14 protein-coding genes are annotated in these 16,554 nt (G+C 53.0%); 9 read left to right on the top strand and 5 right to left on the bottom strand.

The genetic code is table 11. From position 1 onward, the window contains the following. Positions 1–120: 120 nt before the first annotated feature. Positions 121–771, bottom strand: coding sequence for a two-component system response regulator NarL (gene narL / locus EHV07_RS18060; RefSeq protein WP_147199545.1), 651 nt, complete (start codon positions 769–771; stop codon positions 121–123). Between the two features lie 307 nt (positions 772–1,078). Here narL and EHV07_RS18055 point away from each other — a divergent pair, with 307 nt between their 5' ends. The 6 genes from EHV07_RS18055 (at position 1,079) to lldD (ending at position 10,623) form a co-directional block, all read left to right on the top strand. Then, on the top strand, positions 1,079–2,473 hold the full coding sequence (locus tag EHV07_RS18055; protein WP_147199544.1) for a NarK family nitrate/nitrite MFS transporter: 1,395 nt from the start codon (positions 1,079–1,081) through the stop codon (positions 2,471–2,473). A 78-nt stretch (positions 2,474–2,551) separates the two neighbouring features. Beyond that, a complete protein-coding gene (locus EHV07_RS18050; protein WP_147199543.1) occupies positions 2,552–6,313 on the top strand; it encodes a nitrate reductase subunit alpha in 3,762 nt (1,253 codons plus the stop codon). Then, a complete protein-coding gene (gene narH / locus EHV07_RS18045; protein WP_147199542.1) occupies positions 6,310–7,878 on the top strand; it encodes a nitrate reductase subunit beta in 1,569 nt (522 codons plus the stop codon). The genes EHV07_RS18050 and narH overlap by 4 nt, the downstream gene beginning before the upstream one ends. Beyond that, complete coding sequence (gene narJ, locus EHV07_RS18040) at positions 7,875–8,597, top strand: nitrate reductase molybdenum cofactor assembly chaperone (protein WP_147199541.1); 723 nt, start codon at positions 7,875–7,877, stop codon at positions 8,595–8,597. The genes narH and narJ overlap by 4 nt, the downstream gene beginning before the upstream one ends. A gap of 2 nt (positions 8,598–8,599) precedes the next feature. Further along, positions 8,600–9,277, top strand: coding sequence for a respiratory nitrate reductase subunit gamma (gene narI / locus EHV07_RS18035; protein WP_147199540.1), 678 nt, complete (start codon positions 8,600–8,602; stop codon positions 9,275–9,277). A gap of 209 nt (positions 9,278–9,486) precedes the next feature. Beyond that, positions 9,487–10,623 carry an FMN-dependent L-lactate dehydrogenase LldD gene (gene lldD, locus EHV07_RS18030; protein WP_147199539.1) on the top strand — a complete coding sequence of 379 codons (1,137 nt, stop codon included), beginning with the start codon at positions 9,487–9,489 and terminating at the stop codon, positions 10,621–10,623. A 128-nt stretch (positions 10,624–10,751) separates the two neighbouring features. Here lldD and mdtI read toward each other — a convergent pair whose 3' ends face one another. From mdtI to EHV07_RS18015, 3 genes are all read right to left on the bottom strand, one after another. Next, on the bottom strand, positions 10,752–11,081 hold the full coding sequence (mdtI, locus tag EHV07_RS18025; RefSeq protein WP_147199538.1) for a multidrug/spermidine efflux SMR transporter subunit MdtI: 330 nt from the start codon (positions 11,079–11,081) through the stop codon (positions 10,752–10,754). Further along, positions 11,068–11,418, bottom strand: a complete 351-nt coding sequence (gene mdtJ / locus EHV07_RS18020) for a multidrug/spermidine efflux SMR transporter subunit MdtJ (RefSeq protein WP_147199537.1) — start codon at positions 11,416–11,418, stop codon at positions 11,068–11,070. The genes mdtI and mdtJ overlap by 14 nt, the downstream gene beginning before the upstream one ends. 435 nt (positions 11,419–11,853) lie before the next feature. Then, positions 11,854–12,438 carry a DJ-1/PfpI family protein gene (locus tag EHV07_RS18015; protein ID WP_147199535.1) on the bottom strand — a complete coding sequence of 195 codons (585 nt, stop codon included), beginning with the start codon at positions 12,436–12,438 and terminating at the stop codon, positions 11,854–11,856. A gap of 200 nt (positions 12,439–12,638) precedes the next feature. Here EHV07_RS18015 and mltB point away from each other — a divergent pair, with 200 nt between their 5' ends. After that, positions 12,639–13,706, top strand: coding sequence for a lytic murein transglycosylase B (gene mltB, locus EHV07_RS18010; RefSeq protein ID WP_147199533.1), 1,068 nt, complete (start codon positions 12,639–12,641; stop codon positions 13,704–13,706). On the opposite strand, the gene EHV07_RS18005 is transcribed toward mltB, so the two are convergent. Next, positions 13,703–14,851, bottom strand: a complete 1,149-nt coding sequence (locus EHV07_RS18005; protein ID WP_147199531.1) for a carboxylesterase — start codon at positions 14,849–14,851, stop codon at positions 13,703–13,705. The two genes, mltB and EHV07_RS18005, sit on opposite strands and share 4 nt — an antisense overlap. 388 nt (positions 14,852–15,239) lie before the next feature. On the opposite strand from EHV07_RS18005, the gene EHV07_RS18000 reads away from it, so the two are divergent. Then, positions 15,240–15,809, top strand: coding sequence for a fimbrial protein (locus tag EHV07_RS18000; protein ID WP_147199529.1), 570 nt, complete (start codon positions 15,240–15,242; stop codon positions 15,807–15,809). A 60-nt stretch (positions 15,810–15,869) separates the two neighbouring features. Continuing rightward, positions 15,870–16,553 carry a molecular chaperone gene (locus EHV07_RS17995; protein WP_147199527.1) on the top strand — a complete coding sequence of 228 codons (684 nt, stop codon included), beginning with the start codon at positions 15,870–15,872 and terminating at the stop codon, positions 16,551–16,553. The last annotated feature ends 1 nt before the right edge of the window (position 16,554 follow it).

The following is a 16,554-nucleotide window of genomic DNA, read 5'->3' as shown; positions in this document are numbered from 1 at the left end:
CTGCAAAGGTCAGACAGCCATTTCCTTACGCACTCCGAATACCCAGCGCATCACGCAAAGATTTTGCATTTAATGAGACCGCCAGGGATCAATTGCCGGTGGAAATGTTACACATCGCTCTCATTCATAGCCGTTTTGCAACGCCCACACCGCCGCTTCAACCCGTGACTTCAGCTTCATCTTTTTCAGCAGATGCTTAACGTGAACCTTTACGGTGCTTTCGGTAATCGACAGTTTGCGGGCAATGGCTTTATTGGTCATGCCCAGCGTAATCAACTGTAAAATATCGCGTTCTCGCCGGGTTAACTGTTCTACATCGCGCTCTTCCGCCAGGCGAGAGTCGCGCAGGCTGGCCACCAGCACATTGGTCAGCTTCTCGCTGAGTACCATCTGGCCCGCAGCAGCCTGATGCAGCGCTTTTAGCAGATCCTCGGGTTCCATATCTTTCAGCAGGTAGCCATCGGCACCGCGCTTCAAAGCATTTACCACATCGTCTTCATGATTCGAGACGCTGAACACCACAATCCGACCGGAAAGATCGATGGTACGCAGCTGGACCAGCGTATCCAACCCGTTCATACCGGGCATATTCAGATCCAGCAGGATCAGGTCGGGATCGTGTTGCTCAGCCAGCGCGACGCCCTCTGCACCGTTACTGGCTTCACCTATTACCCGCAGCGCTTCATCAAGCTCAATCAGCTGTTTTACGCCATTGCGCAGCATAGGATGATCGTCAATCAGTAATATCGAGGCGGCTTCTTCTTTCACCAGGTGCTCCTGTGAACCTTGCGGCAGTTTAACGGATAACGTCTCATTTTCTTTGTTAAGAAGATATAACCCTATACCTCCAAAGGAGTAACCCTTAATTTCTGAGTGGCTTTATTCAGTTTAAAAAAGGTCGGAAAGTTTTTTTTAACTGATTGATTTAATTGTTTTTAACAGGCTATTTCTGCTTTTCCAACAGGAGGAGGGAAGCGACAGCGGAAGATTTACTACCTCTCACTGCGTTGATTTGCGTCAATCTGGCCTGAGAAGGCGTTAAGCAAAATGCGCGGATATTTTAGCCAGTGAGAATATTATGTCGCAACTTTCCCAACAGCCTGCTCAACAAGGTGCTGCCGTTATCCAGAACTGGCAACCTGAAAACAACGAATTCTGGCAGCAGCAGGGAAAACGGATTGCTAATCGCAATCTGTATATTTCCGTTTTTTGTCTGCTGCTCGCTTTCTGCGTCTGGATGCTGTTCAGTGCCGTCGCGGTTAACCTGAATAAAGTCGGTTTCAACTTCACTACCGATCAGCTCTTTCTGCTGACCGCGCTGCCTTCCGTGTCCGGCGCGCTGCTGCGCGTGCCTTATTCATTTGTGATCCCGCTGTTTGGCGGTCGGCGCTGGACGGCTTTCAGTACGGGGATCCTGCTGGTTCCCTGCCTGTGGCTGGGATTTGCCGTACAGGATGCAACGACAGCGTTCAGTACGTTTGTCGTCATCGCACTGCTGTGTGGGTTTGCTGGCGCTAACTTTGCTTCCAGCATGGGCAATATCAGCTTTTTCTTTCCGAAGGCTATGCAGGGCGGGGCGTTAGGTATCAATGGCGGCCTGGGCAACCTTGGCGTCAGCGTAATGCAGTTTGTTGCTCCGCTGGCGATCTCTTTTGCTGTTTTCGGCGCTTTTGGCGGCGGCGCGCAAAACGTGGTCGGTGGCGAGGCGATTTGGTTAGAAAATGCGGCATGGATTTGGGTGCCGTTCCTGGCTGTCGCCACGCTTGCCGCATGGTTTGGCATGAACGATCTGGCGGCGGCAAAATCCTCGCTGCGTGAACAGTTGCCGGTGCTGAAACGCGGCCATCTGTGGATTATGGCGGTGCTTTATCTGGCGACTTTCGGATCGTTTATCGGCTTCTCCGCGGGTTTTGCCATGCTCTCTAAAACCCAGTTTCCTGACGTTGTGATTTTGCATTACGCCTTTTTTGGCCCCTTCCTCGGCGCGTTAGCCCGTTCAGCGGGCGGTATTATCTCCGATCGCTTTGGCGGGGTCCGCGTCACCCTGATCAATTTTGTGCTGATGACGCTGTTCGCCGCGCTGCTATTCCTGACGCTGCCGGATGCCAATCATGCGGGTTCATTTGGCGCCTTTTTTGCCGTGTTTATGGGGTTGTTTTTGACCGCGGGCCTCGGCAGCGGATCGACTTACCAAATGATCGCGGTGATCTTCCGCAGGCTTACGCTTGAACGAAGTAAAGCCGAAGGCCGGAGTGAAGAGTCATCACAGCATGAAGCCGTTACCGAAACGTCAGCCGCGCTGGGTTTTATTTCGGCAATCGGCGCGCTGGGCGGCTTCTTTATCCCGCAGACTTTCGGGCTGTCGCTGAGTTTGTTCGGCACACCAACCGCCGCAATGAAAATCTTCCTGGTGTTTTACCTGATCTGTGTCGGTATCACCTGGCTGGTTTACGGGCGTAAAAAAATCGCATAGGCCGTCCTGGACAGATCCGTTTTTATGGGTCTGTCGCACCTTAGCAATGTCAATTCCTCGCCTTCAGGAGAAGTCCGGATGAGCAAATTTCTCGACAGGTTCCGCTATTTTAAACAGCTCGCGGAGCCTTTTTCTGGCAATCATGGCCAGACCCTCAACACCAACCGCGACTGGGAAGACGGCTATCGCAGCCGCTGGCAGCATGACAAAATCGTGCGTTCTACTCATGGCGTCAACTGTACCGGCTCGTGCAGCTGGAAAATTTATGTCAAAAATGGCCTGGTAACCTGGGAAACGCAGCAGACAGATTATCCCCGCACCCGGCCGGATCTGCCGAATCATGAACCTCGCGGATGCCCGCGCGGTGCCAGCTATTCCTGGTATCTCTACAGCGCTAACCGGCTGAAATATCCGTTAATGCGCAAGAAACTCATCCAGCTCTGGCGCGAAGCCAAAGCCCGGCACAGCGATCCGGTTGAGGCCTGGGGATCGATTGTCAGCGATGCTGAAAAATCTAAAAGCTATAAGGTAGCCCGCGGACGCGGCGGGTTTGTCCGCTCCAGCTGGCAGGAAGTGAATGAGCTGATTGCCGCGTCCAACATTTACACCGCCCGTACTTTTGGCCCGGACCGCATTGTGGGATTCTCACCGATCCCGGCGATGTCGATGGTCTCTTACGCTGCGGGCGCGCGCTACCTGTCGCTGATTGGCGGCGTCTGCCTGAGCTTTTACGACTGGTATTGCGATTTACCGCCCGCGTCGCCAATGACATGGGGTGAGCAGACCGACGTGCCGGAATCGGCAGACTGGTATAACGCCTCCTACATCATCGCCTGGGGGTCGAACGTTCCGCAGACCCGTACCCCGGATGCCCATTTCTTTACCGAAGTGCGCTACAAAGGCACCAAAACCGTGGCGATCACGCCAGACTATGCCGAAGTGGCTAAGCTGTGCGATCAGTGGCTGAATCCGAAGCAGGGCACCGACAGCGCAATGGCGCTGGCGATGGGCCACGTGATGCTGAAAGAGTTTCACCTTGACCGGGAAGTCAGCTATTTCCGCGATTACGTACGTCGCTATACCGATATGCCAATGCTGGTACTGCTGGAGCCGCGTGAAGGCGGCTACTACGCCGCAGGACGCCAGCTACGCGCCAGCGACCTGGTCGAGAACCTCGGTCAGCAGAACAATCCTGAATGGAAAACGGTAGCCCTTGACCAGACCAGCGGCGAGCTGGTGGCACCGCAGGGCTCAATTGGTTATCGCTGGGGTGAAAAGGGCAAATGGAACCTGCAACAGCGTGAAGGCAAATCTCAGCAGGAAGTCACGCTGCAACTCAGCCTGTTGGGCAGCCACGACGAGGTGGTTGACGTTGGCTTCCCCTATTTTGGCGGCACAATAAGCGAACATTTCAACAGCGTCGCGCTGGATGAAATTCTACTGCACAAGCTGCCGGTAAAACGTTTACAGCTGGCCGACGGCAGCGAAGCGCTGGTTACCAGCGTTTATGACTTAACGCTGGCAAACTACGGTCTGGATCGCGGGCTGGATGACGCTAACTGCGCGCAAAGCTACGACGAGATAAAAGCCTATAGCCCGGCCTGGGCCGAGCAGATTACTGGCGTGTCGCGTCAGAACATCATCCGTATTGCCCGTGAATTTGCTGAAAACGCGGAAAAAACACGCGGCCGCTCAATGATCATTGTGGGTGCGGGTATGAACCACTGGTATCACATGGACATGAACTACCGCGGCCTGATGAACATGCTGATCTTCTGCGGCTGCGTAGGGCAGAGCGGCGGCGGCTGGGCACATTATGTCGGGCAGGAAAAGCTGCGGCCGCAAACCGGCTGGACGCCGCTGGCGTTTGCGCTGGACTGGCAGCGTCCGCCTCGCCATATGAACAGCACCTCGTTTTTCTACAACCATTCCAGCCAGTGGCGCTATGAAACGGTGCAGACGCGCGAACTGCTTTCGCCGCTGGCCGACCCGACGCGCTACAGCGGCAGCCTGATTGACTTCAACGTGCGCTCGGAGCGAATGGGCTGGTTACCCTCTGCGCCGCAGCTCAATACCAATCCGCTACGCATTGCTGCACAGGCCCGGGCGGCCGGTCTCTCCCCGGTGGATTATACCGTTGCGAGTTTGAAAGAAGGCTCGCTGCGTTTCGCAGCGGAGCAGCCTGACGATCCACAGAACTTTCCGCGCAACCTGTTTGTCTGGCGCTCAAACCTGCTTGGCTCGTCCGGCAAAGGGCACGAGTACATGCTGAAATATCTGCTCGGCACCGAGAACGGCATTCAGGGTAAAGACCTGGGCGTGCAGGGCGGCGTGAAGCCGGAAGAGGTGGAATGGCAGGATTGCGGCGGCGAAGGCAAGCTGGATCTGGTCGTGACGCTCGATTTCCGCATGTCCAGCACCTGCCTCTATTCCGACATCGTGCTGCCTACGGCAACCTGGTATGAAAAAGACGACATGAATACGTCGGATATGCATCCATTTATTCATCCGCTGTCGGCGGCGGTGGATCCCGCCTGGGAAGCGAAAAGCGACTGGGAAATTTATAAAGGCATTGCCAAAGCCTTCTCGGATCTCTGTCCGGGACATCTGGGCGTGGAAACCGACGTAGTAACGCTGCCGGTTCAGCACGATTCTCCGGCGGAGCTGGCTCAGCCTTTTGACGTTAAAGACTGGAAAAATGGTGAATGCGATCTGCTTCCGGGTAAAACCGCGCCGCATATCATCGTGGTTGAGCGCGACTATCCGGCGACCTGGGAGCGTTTTACCTCGCTTGGCCCGCTGCTGGATAAACTGGGTAACGGCGGGAAAGGCATTAGCTGGAATACCCAGACGGAAGTCGATTTCCTCAAACAGCTCAATTACATCAAAACCAGCGGCCCGGCGGCGGGACGCCCTAATATCGACAGCGCAATTGATGCTGCCGAAGTCATTCTCTCGCTGGCTCCTGAGACTAACGGTCAGGTCGCTGTGAAAGCGTGGCAGGCGCTGAGCGACATCACCGGTATCGATCACCGCCATCTGGCATTGAATAAAGAAGATGAAAAGATCCGCTTCCGCGATATTCAGGCGCAGCCGCGCAAAATTATCTCCAGCCCGACCTGGTCCGGTCTGGAAGATGAACACGTTTCCTATAACGCCTGTTACACCAACGTCTATGAGCTGATCCCATGGCGCACGCTCAGCGGCCGTCAGCAGCTTTATCAGGATCATGAATGGATGCGTGCTTTTGGTGAAAGCCTGCTGGTTTATCGTCCGCCCATCGACACCCGCGCGGCGAAACCGCTGCTGAACCAGAAGCCAAACGGCAATCCTGAAAAGGCGCTGAACTTTCTGACGCCGCATCAGAAATGGGGCATTCATTCTACCTACAGCGACAACTTGCTGATGCTGACGCTGTCGCGCGGTGGGCCAATTGTGTGGATGAGCGAGGAGGATGCGCAGGCGCTGGGCATTGTCGATAACGACTGGATTGAAGCGTTCAACGCCAACGGCGCACTGACCGCAAGAGCGGTTGTGAGCCAGCGCATTCCGGCGGGTATGACGATGATGTATCACGCTCAGGAACGCATCGTGAATATTCCCGGTTCGGAAATCACCAGCCAGCGCGGCGGCATCCATAACTCTGTGACCCGCGCCTGTCCTAAACCGACCCACATGATCGGTGGCTACGCGCAGCTTTCCTATGGCTTCAACTATTACGGCACCGTCGGATCCAACCGCGATGAGTTCGTGATTGTACGCAAAATGAACCACATTCACTGGTTAGACGGTGAAGGCAATGATGACTGTCAGGGCAGCCAGCAGGAGAAAAATCGATGAAAATTCGTTCGCAAGTCGGCATGGTACTGAATCTCGACAAATGCATCGGCTGTCATACCTGTTCCGTGACCTGTAAAAACGTCTGGACCAGCCGTGAAGGCATGGAATATGCCTGGTTTAATAATGTCGAAAGCAAGCCGGGCGTGGGCTATCCCCACGCATGGGAAGATCAGGAGAAGTGGAAAGGGGGCTGGATCCGCAAGATCAACGGCAGGCTGATCCCGCGCATGGGTAATCGCGTTGGCCTGCTGTCGAAGATCTTTGCAAACCCGGATGTCCCGGCGCTGGACGATTATTACGAGCCGTTTGATTACGACTATCAGCATCTGCATACCGCGCCGGGCGGCAAACATCAGCCGATAGCGCGACCTCGTTCACTGATCACCGGTCAACGAATGAAGAAGATCGAAAACGGTCCGAACTGGGAAGAGATCCTCGGTGGTGAGTTTTCCAAACGTTCGCAGGATAAGAACTTCGATAACATGCAGAAGGAGATGTACGGCCAGTTTGAGCACACCTTTATGATGTATCTGCCGAGGCTGTGCGAACACTGTCTGAATCCGGCCTGCGTGGCAACCTGTCCCAGCGGCGCTATCTACAAGCGTGGCGAAGACGGCATTGTGCTGATCGATCAGGATAAATGTCGCGGCTGGCGCATGTGTCTGACCGGCTGCCCGTATAAGAAAATCTACTTCAACTGGAAAAGCGGCAAGTCGGAAAAATGCATTTTCTGCTATCCGCGTATTGAAGCGGGCCAGCCAACAGTCTGTTCCGAAACCTGCGTTGGGCGTATCCGCTACCTGGGCGTGCTGCTGTATGACGCCGATAAAATTGAGCAGGCCGCCTCGACGGAAAACGAAACGGATCTCTATCAGCGTCAGAGGGATATTTTTCTCGATCCGCACGATCCAACGGTGATCGCTCAGGCGCTGAAGGACGGCGTAGCACAAAGCGTGATCGAGGCCGCTCAGCGCTCGCCAGTCTATAAAATGGCGATGGAATGGAAGCTGGCGCTGCCGCTACATCCGGAATACCGCACTTTGCCGATGGTCTGGTATGTCCCGCCGCTTTCACCGATTCAGTCGGCGGCAGATGCAGGCGCGCTGGCGCATACGGGTATCCTGCCGGATGTCGAAAGCCTGCGGATCCCGGTGCAGTATCTGGCTAATTTGCTGACGGCTGGTGACACCGCGCCGGTATTGCTGGCGCTGAAGCGGATGCTGGCGATGCGTCACTATAAGCGAGCCGAAACGGTAGAAGGGGTTTCTGATATCCGCGCGCTGGAACAGGTTGGCTTAACCGAAGTGCAGGCTCAGGAGATGTATCGTTATCTGGCGATTGTCAACTATGAAGATCGCTTTGTCGTGCCTTCCAGCCATCGTGAACTGGCACGGGAAGCGTTTCCGGAAAGCAAAGGCTGCGGCTTTAGTTTTGGTGACGGCTGCCACGGCAGCGACGGTAAATTCAATCTGTTTAACAGCCGTCGAATCGATGCCATCGATATCAGCAGCAAGACCGGGCACAACGATAACCAACAACAGGCTTTGCCGGAGGATGCATCATGATCGCCTTACGTGTGATTGGTCGCCTGCTGGATTATCCGGATGAGGCGCTTTTTGCAAACCAGCATGAACTGCACGAGGCGCTGGCTACCGCCAGCGAATTAAACGAGCGAGATCGCCATACGCTAACGCAGTTTATTACCCGGCTGTGCGCCCGCCCGCTGCTGGACGTGCAGGCTAACTACTGCGAGCTGTTCGACCGTGGTCGTGCAACATCGCTGCTGTTGTTTGAACATGTTCATGGCGAATCGCGCGATCGTGGTCAGGCGATGATCGATCTGCTGGATCAGTATCGTGCCGACGGACTCGAACTGAATGCGAAAGAGCTGCCAGACTTTTTGCCGCTCTATCTCGAATACCTCGCCAGCCTGAGGCCGGAACGTGCCTGTACAGGTTTGCAGGATATTGCGCCGATTCTGGCGCTGCTGGCGGCAAGGCTGCAACAGCGGCAAAGTCCTTATGGCGAACTGTTTACCCTGCTGCTGACCCTTTCCGGTGCAGAAATTCAGACCGCTGCGCTTGCTCCTCAGGTAGCAAAAGAGGGGCGCGATGATACGCCTGCGGCACTGGATGCAGTTTGGGAAGAGGAACAGATCAAATTCCTCGGCGAACAGGGCTGTGCTTCTGCGCAACAGGCAGCGCACCAACGGCGTTTTGCCGGTGCGGTTGCGCCACAGTATCTGGATATTTCGCAGGCGACTACGCGGAGTAAAGGACTCTAATTATGCATTTTATTACCCTGTTCTTTTTCGATATCTATCCTTATCTGGCTGGCAGCGTGTTTCTGATCGGCAGCTGGCTGCGCTATGACTATGGTCAATACAGCTGGCGTGCGGGTTCCAGCCAGATGCTGGATAAAAAGGGCATGCGGCTGGCTTCCAACCTGTTCCATATCGGTATTATTGGCATTTTCTTCGGGCATTTTGTCGGCATGCTAACGCCGCACTGGATGTATGAATCTTTTCTGCCTGTTGCGGTGAAGCAGCAGCTGGCGATGGTTGCTGGCGGCATTTGTGGGGTATTGACCTTAACCGGCGGCGCACTGCTGTTAAAACGTCGTCTGACTAACCCGCGTGTGCGCGCCACCAGCAGCATTGGCGACATTCTGATTTTAACGCTGCTGGTGGTGCAGGTTTGTCTCGGATTGCTGACCATTCCGTTCTCCGCACAGCATATGGACGGCAGCGAGATGATGAAGCTGGTGGCATGGGCGCAGGCGGTCGTTACTTTTCATGCCGGCGCTTCACAGCACCTTGAAGGCGTGGCGGTGATCTATCGTATTCATATGGTGCTCGGCATGACGCTGTTCTTACTGTTCCCGTTCTGCCGTTTAGTCCATATCTGGAGTGCGCCAGTGGAATATTTAACGCGACGTTATCAGCTGGTGCGCAATCGTCGTTAAGACTTTTCCGCTCAACATTTTGTTGTAAATATGTTGTTTATGTTGAGATATCGGTCAGCGTAACGCTGATTTTTATCCACTACACTGCCTGAACTGACGGGTACCGAGGCTGATGATGACCAGCTTTCGGTGGCCCGTAACACCCGTTTCGCTGTGGTACTGGCTTATGGATGCCGCCAGCGAGCGCACCTTAACAGGCAGGAGAGTAGATGATTATTTCTGCATCAACGGACTATCGGGCGGCAGCGCAGCGCAGGCTGCCCCCTTTCTTATTTCACTATATTGATGGCGGAGCCTACAGCGAGCATACCCTCAGGCGTAATACCGCTGATTTAGCCGATATCGCGCTGCGCCAGCGCATCCTCAACAATATGTCCGCGCTGAGTCTGGAAACCACGCTGTTTGACGAAAAACTGGCGATGCCGGTTGTACTGGCCCCGGTGGGTCTGACCGGTATGTACGCCAGACGCGGTGAGGTGCAGGCCGCCCGTGCCGCAGCGAAAAAAGGCATTCCTTTCACCCTTTCCACCGTTTCTGTTTGCCCTATTGAAGAGGTCGCGCCAGCAATCGACCGGCCAATGTGGTTCCAGCTCTACGTGCTGAAAGATCGGGGTTTTATGCGTAACGCGCTGGAACGTGCTCAGGCGGCAGGGGTTAAAACGCTGGTATTCACCGTCGATATGCCGGTACCGGGCGCCCGCTATCGTGATGCGCATTCCGGGATGAGCGGGCCAAACGCGGCTGCCCGTCGCGTTCTACAGGCGATGCTGCACCCGCAGTGGGCGTGGGATGTCGGCCTGAACGGCAAGCCTCACGATTTGGGTAACGTTTCTGCCTATCGTGGGCATCCCACCGGGCTGGAAGATTATATCGGCTGGCTTGGGGCAAACTTCGACCCGTCCATTTCCTGGCAGGACCTGGAGTGGATCCGCGATTTCTGGAAAGGGCCGATGATTATTAAAGGCATTTTAGATCCACAGGATGCAAAAGATGCCGTCAGTTTCGGTGCCGATGGCATTGTGGTTTCCAATCACGGCGGTCGCCAGCTTGATGGCGTACTGTCAACGGCCAGGGCGCTGCCAGCGATTGCCGATGCGGTAAAAGGCGAAATAAAAATCCTGGCGGATTCCGGTATTCGTACTGGTCTGGACGTGGTGAGGATGATTGCGCTGGGCGCAGATAGCGTGCTGCTGGGTCGGGCATTTGTTTATGCACTTGCCACAGCAGGGGAAGCTGGCGTGATTAATTTGCTCGAACTGATTGAAAAAGAGATGCGGGTGGCCATGACGCTGACGGGGGCGAAGTCTGTTGCCGACCTCAGCCGCGATTCGCTGGTTGCTCTTTAGTGGCGATCTTCACGGGCCGTAAATGGCCCGTGATGCGTTGCTCCAGGCATGCTCCCTTCGCTTCAGGTTTGTCAGCCGTCTGCCGCTCCCCATAAAGGCTTAACGCGGTACATACGGTGAAGATGGGGTTACGCCAGTTTAAGCAACACAATGCCCATCAGCAGCAGGGCGACGCCAAACCAGCCTTTACGGGTAAAACGCTGTCCAAACAGAATCGCGCCCGCCGCTGCGGTGGCGATAATGCCAAATCCTCCCCAGAGCGCATACGCCACCGACAGATCGATACCTTTCACCGCCTGTGCCAGCGCGCTGAAAGCCGCCATAACGCCTGCCAGTGACAGCATGCCGTAAAGCGGGCGACGGAAACCATCGGAATATTTCAGGAAGATATTGGCGGCGATCTCCAGCACAATAGCCAGTAACAGCCAGGCGCTGTGCACCCAATCAAACGCTGACATGTTTCTGCCTCCTTATAACCTGCGTACCGGTTTTGATAAAAATAATGCCCATAACCAGTAGCATCAGCCCGGCGACTTTTAAGCCAGAGACGGGTTCATCAAAAAGTAGCGTGCTGAAGAAAGTAATAAAGAGGATCCCGATCCCTTCCCACAGCGCGTAGGCAACGCCCAGAGCAATGTGTTTTACGGCGAAGCACAGGAAAATATAGGAAATGGCAATCATCACCAGCATAAAAATATAGCCTGAGGCATTATCGTTAAGCGCCGCCCATTTCATCGATAAAGTACCAATAATTTCTGTCGCAATAGCTAGCGCTAATAATATCCAGTACAGCATAAAATCTCTCCTGATAAAAAGACACGGCTAAACCTGAAGGCAGGTAAGCCAGCAGCTTAATTAAAAATCAGTGCAGGAGAAAAAGGCTACAGGGCAGAGCGCCAGTGTTGTTCGCCGTTCTGGAAAAAAGAGATGCACGGGAAAAGGGAAGGGATATTTTTTTGTGGAATGAAGAAATTATCCATAATGTTACACGTTATCCACGGTGTTGCTTTTCATCGGTGTGGACAGACAATTGCTCTCAATAGTTAAACACCGACATACTTTGACATAAAGAGGCAAGGTCTGCCTGTTTATTTTCATTGTTTTACTTTCCCCCCGGGCTTTATATTATTTTAAAAGTGGATTTTCACAAATAAGCAACAAACAGGCTGGTGAGAATGCGCCGTTTTATTTTTCCTTGCGCTGCGTTAATAAAACGGCGTGACTAACCTGTTAAGCGTTAATACCGCTGTAAGAACGCCAGCTGTCGCAATAGATATGTTCCGCCTGAAAATCGGCGGTTTCAGTGTCATCGGTTAAACGCCATGCCAGCTGAAAAGCAAACTCAAAGCTAACGCCCAGGCCTTTACCGCTTAGCAGATTGCCGTCTTCAACCACGTTTTCGCCGCTGTAAACGCCATCGGTTACGGCTTTATACAGGTCCCCTGAGCAGGTATAACGACGGCCTTTCAGCAGATGATTCCCTCCCAAAACCCGGGCGGCGGCAGAGCAGATGGGCGCAATCCATTTTCCAGCGTCGTCATGACGGCGAATAAATTCCACAACATGCGGATTAGCGGCAAGGTTAACGGTGCCTTCCGGGCCGCCGGGTATCACCACGGCATCGAATTCCTGTTGCAGGTCGGATAACAGAACATCGGCAATTACCGGTACAGCGTGGTAGCTGGGAACCTCTCGCGAGGTATGGCAGGCAATGGTTGTCACCTTTACATGCAGCCGGTTTAAAATATCGATGATGATAAAGGCTTCGGCTTCTTCAAAACCGGGAGCCAGCAGTACAGCGGCTTGTTTACTCATAACGCCTCCTGATTAACAAAATGACAGTTTATAATAAATGAAATAATGTTTTATTTATTTGTTGTCAATCATTTCCCGGTCGTAATGACGATGCGCCGCCAGTGGCAGACCTACGTAGCTTTACATAACATCTGTTTTCTTCACCGCCGCCAATGCTTTAACATGACTTCCCTTTTTCAGCTTCGCACTCTGGATATTCAATGCGTCATCTGGCCACACTGTTACCTGCGCTGCTGCTGCTTTCGGCCTGCAGCAGTAAAGCACCCCAGCCGCAACCGCACGGCAATCCTTTTAAGGGCGGCAACGGTTTTCTGCTGGAGCCTTCCCATAATATTGCCCCGTTAGGCGGCGATTTTGCGGATAACCCCGCGACGGCGGCCTTTATTGATAAAATGGTACGCGAGCATAATTTCGATCGTCAGCAGCTGCATGATGTGCTGGCGCAGGCGAAGCGGCTGGACTGGGTATTGCGGCTGATGGATCGTCAGGCACCGGCTTATCAACCCCCGGCCGGCCCGAATGGCGCATGGCTGCGCTATCGTAAAAAATTCATCGTTCCGGATAACGTTCAGAACGGCGTGCAGTTCTGGAATCAGTATCAGGATGCGCTCAATCGCGCCTGGCAGGTCTATGGTGTGCCGCCGGAAATCATCGTCGGCATTATTGGGGTGGAAACCCGCTGGGGAAGGGTGATGGGGAAAACCCGCATCATTGATGCGCTGGCGACGCTCTCTTTTGCTTATCCGCGCCGTGCTGAATATTTCAGTAGCGAGCTGGAAACTTTCCTGCTGATGGCGAGAGAAGAAAACGACGATCCGCTCGATTTGCGTGGCTCCTTTGCGGGTGCCATGGGCTACGGCCAGTTTATGCCGTCATCTTTTAAACAGTATGCGGTAGATTTTAACGGTGATGGTCATATCAACCTATGGGATCCGGTCGATGCTATCGGTAGCGTCGCCCACTATTTTAACGCACATGGCTGGGTGAAGGGGGCCACGGTTGCCGTACCGGCTAACGGACAGGCACCGCTGCTGGAAAACGGTTTTAAAACCCGCTATACACCCGCCGAGCTGTCAGCGGCTGGCCTGTCACCACAGGTGCCCCTGAACGGCGAACAACAGATCAGTTTGTTGCGCTTTGATATGGGTACCTACTATCAGTACTGGTACGGATTACCTAATTTCTACGCGATTACCCGTTACAACCACAGCAACCACTATGCGATGGCAGTGTGGCAGCTTGGTGAAGCAGTGCGGGATGCCCGTTAGGGAATATCAGAGACAACCTGCTTCATTACCCTGTTTTGCCAGCTGAACCAGGGATTCCAGGTCAGGCGCGCATGAATTTTACCGGTTTCCCGCAGTCCCCAGTCGGAAAACCACACTTCAGCGCCCTGGCGGCAGGCGAGATAGTCGGTATCGCTCTGGCCGTTTTCACATATCCGGTCGCTGCCGTGCACACCGTAGACGGGATTCTGCGGTGAAAAGAGCACCGACATATGGGAAAACTGGCTGATATGCTGGTCTGGCAGGGAGTCTGTCCGGATCAGCACCCGGTTTGACAGCGCGTTTTGTGGCTGCGGATAGCCATACCAGATCAGGCGGCTTTGTGGCGAGGTGAATTGTCGATCAAAGTGCGCCAGCAGGCTTTGGGTATCCAGCACCGAATCGTGCTCGGTGGCGACGATCAGCACCGGTTTATCATAGGGATGCTGGTTTAGCTTTTGCTGTGCGGCGCTGCTGGTGCGCCAGAACTGCGCGAAGCCGTTGGTTGGTACCGTCATATAACGCGTCGCGCGCTGAGTGGGATAGCCGGGTTTCGGTTTTCGCAGCCAGTTGCGGAATAAGGCAATAAACGGTGTCGTTGCTACCAGCGGCTCATTCGCCTTAATCGCCGGTGAAAAGAGCAGCAGTCCTTTAACGTCCTGATGCTGGTAGGCATATTCAATCGCCAGGTTGGCTCCGGTCGAAAAGCCGCCCAGCCAAACCTTGCCCACATCCTTGCGCAATATAGCCATCTGTTCGTTAACGATACTCCGCCAGTCATCCGCCGACACCCCGATTAAATCTTTTGGCTGTGTACCCTGTCCCGGCAACAGGACTGTACGTACCAGAAAACCGTCCTTTGCCAGTTCCGGCCCGATATCCGTGAAAGAGCCGGGTGAATCGCCCAACCCATGGATCAACAGAATGCCTTGATCAGGAACGCCCGCCGGCCGCCATTCTTGTGGCGTATTCCACCTCAGCTCGGCTACCCGATCGCTGCTCTGAAAGAGCCGGTGTTGCTCTACCCAACGTGTGGTTTCCTGCTGGTAATGCGCGAATGTTGCCTGACCATGCGGCGGGATAAGTTCAGCTGAACGACTACAGCCTGTTAGCAACAGCAATATGACGAAGCGCGGGGAAAGTTTCACAGCGTATTCCTGAGAGCCAGACGGCAAACATTAACCCTGGATGGCCGATCCGGGATCCGTCAACTTTTCGAAAAAAATTTAAGTCATTCTGCGATCCTGCCGTATTAATACCGTAACGGAGTTAGCTTTATTTCGCAGGAAGCCTCTAACTACCGGGCAGGGAGCCATTTTTTAGATTGAATCTTATCCGTTCATTTTAAGTTAGTTGATTAATTATCTTGTTGTTGTATTGATTTTGTTAGGGAGTTTTTGACAGGGATGTTATCAATAAAATTTTTTTTATAAATTTATCGGCAACGGTCGGCAGCCAGTGGTGAAGTTTTTATTTTATGTTTCATTGTTATTTAAATAGATTAATTTAAAGTTTTTGCATATGGAGAGTGTAATTATGCGTTTAATGTTGAAATCAGTTGTAGCAATGTCAATTTGCAGTGCATTAGCTGTTATGCCAGCACTGTCTTATGCCGAAGATGAGGTTATCCCGGTTACGGTTGATGGCGGCACCTTAAATTTTGAAGGCAGCGTAATTACTGCCGCTTGTGCTTTATCCAGCAGTTCTGCCGTTCAGAGTATCAATATGGGACAGGTACGTGCAGCTTCACTTGCTACAGCGGGAACAACACTTTCAACCGGAAAAGATTTCACTATTAGTCTCGAAGATTGCGACAACAGTACTTATACCAATGTAGCTGTAAACTTTACCGGCATTGCCGATGCTGATGATGCCAGCGGTCTGGCCACCGGCACGAATGGCGGAAGCGGATCGGCACAAAATCTGTCAATTCGTTTTTATGATGAAGCGGGCACCCAGATTAAGTTAAATGAGAATAGTGATAACACGGCACTACGCGCCGGAACGAATACCCTGAAATTTAGTGCAAAATACCATACGGAAAAAGGCAGTGTGACAGCAGGTGACGCAAGCGCAGTAGCAACTTATACCCTCACTTATTCTTAATAAACCCTGAAGCCGGAATGTTAATCATTCCGGATATTCTATTTTTAGAGGTAAACGAATATGCGTGTTACTGGTCTCCTGCTGGCGATCTTTTCATTATTTTTGTCAGCGCAGGCGGCAATAGCTGGCTCAGGTGGCGTTGGGCTGGGATCAACTCGTCTGGTTTACCATGCAAATGAGAAACAGACGTCCCTTGATGTTCGTAATACTCATACTACTTCACCTTTCCTTATTCAAACATGGCTGGAAAACGATGCCGGTGTGAAAACGCAGGACTTTGTTGTGGTTCCGCCATTATCCGTGCTGCGGCCAAAAAGTGAAAATACCTTACGTATTATCTTTACCGGAAAAGGGTTGCCGAATGACAGGGAAACGCTTTACTGGCTTACGGTAAAAGCCATCCCCCAGACTTCAGAACAGGGAAAAAACACATTACAGCTGGCTGCGGCCAGTCGAATTAAAGTTTTTTACCGTCCGGCAGGGCTGTCTGAAAAATCAAATGAGACATATAAGAAAATATTGCCTTCTCTCAATGGCAGTAAGCTCACGTTAAAAAACCCAACGCCTTATTACCTGACCCTGATTACGCTGCGTGTAGACAATAAGGAGATCAAACCTTTTATGCTGCCACCTGAAGGAAGTGTTACGGTTCCAGGTAACTTTAGTAATGCAAGAAACATGAGTTACCAAACTATTAACGATTATGGTGCGTGGACATCTCTGTTGAACAAGAAGATAAATTAAC

It is taken from the genome of Pantoea sp. CCBC3-3-1 (genome assembly GCF_007981265.1).
Lineage (GTDB): Bacteria > Pseudomonadota > Gammaproteobacteria > Enterobacterales > Enterobacteriaceae > Erwinia.
Note: the sequence above shows the minus strand (reverse complement) of the source record. Positions and strands in the feature narration are given on the sequence as shown.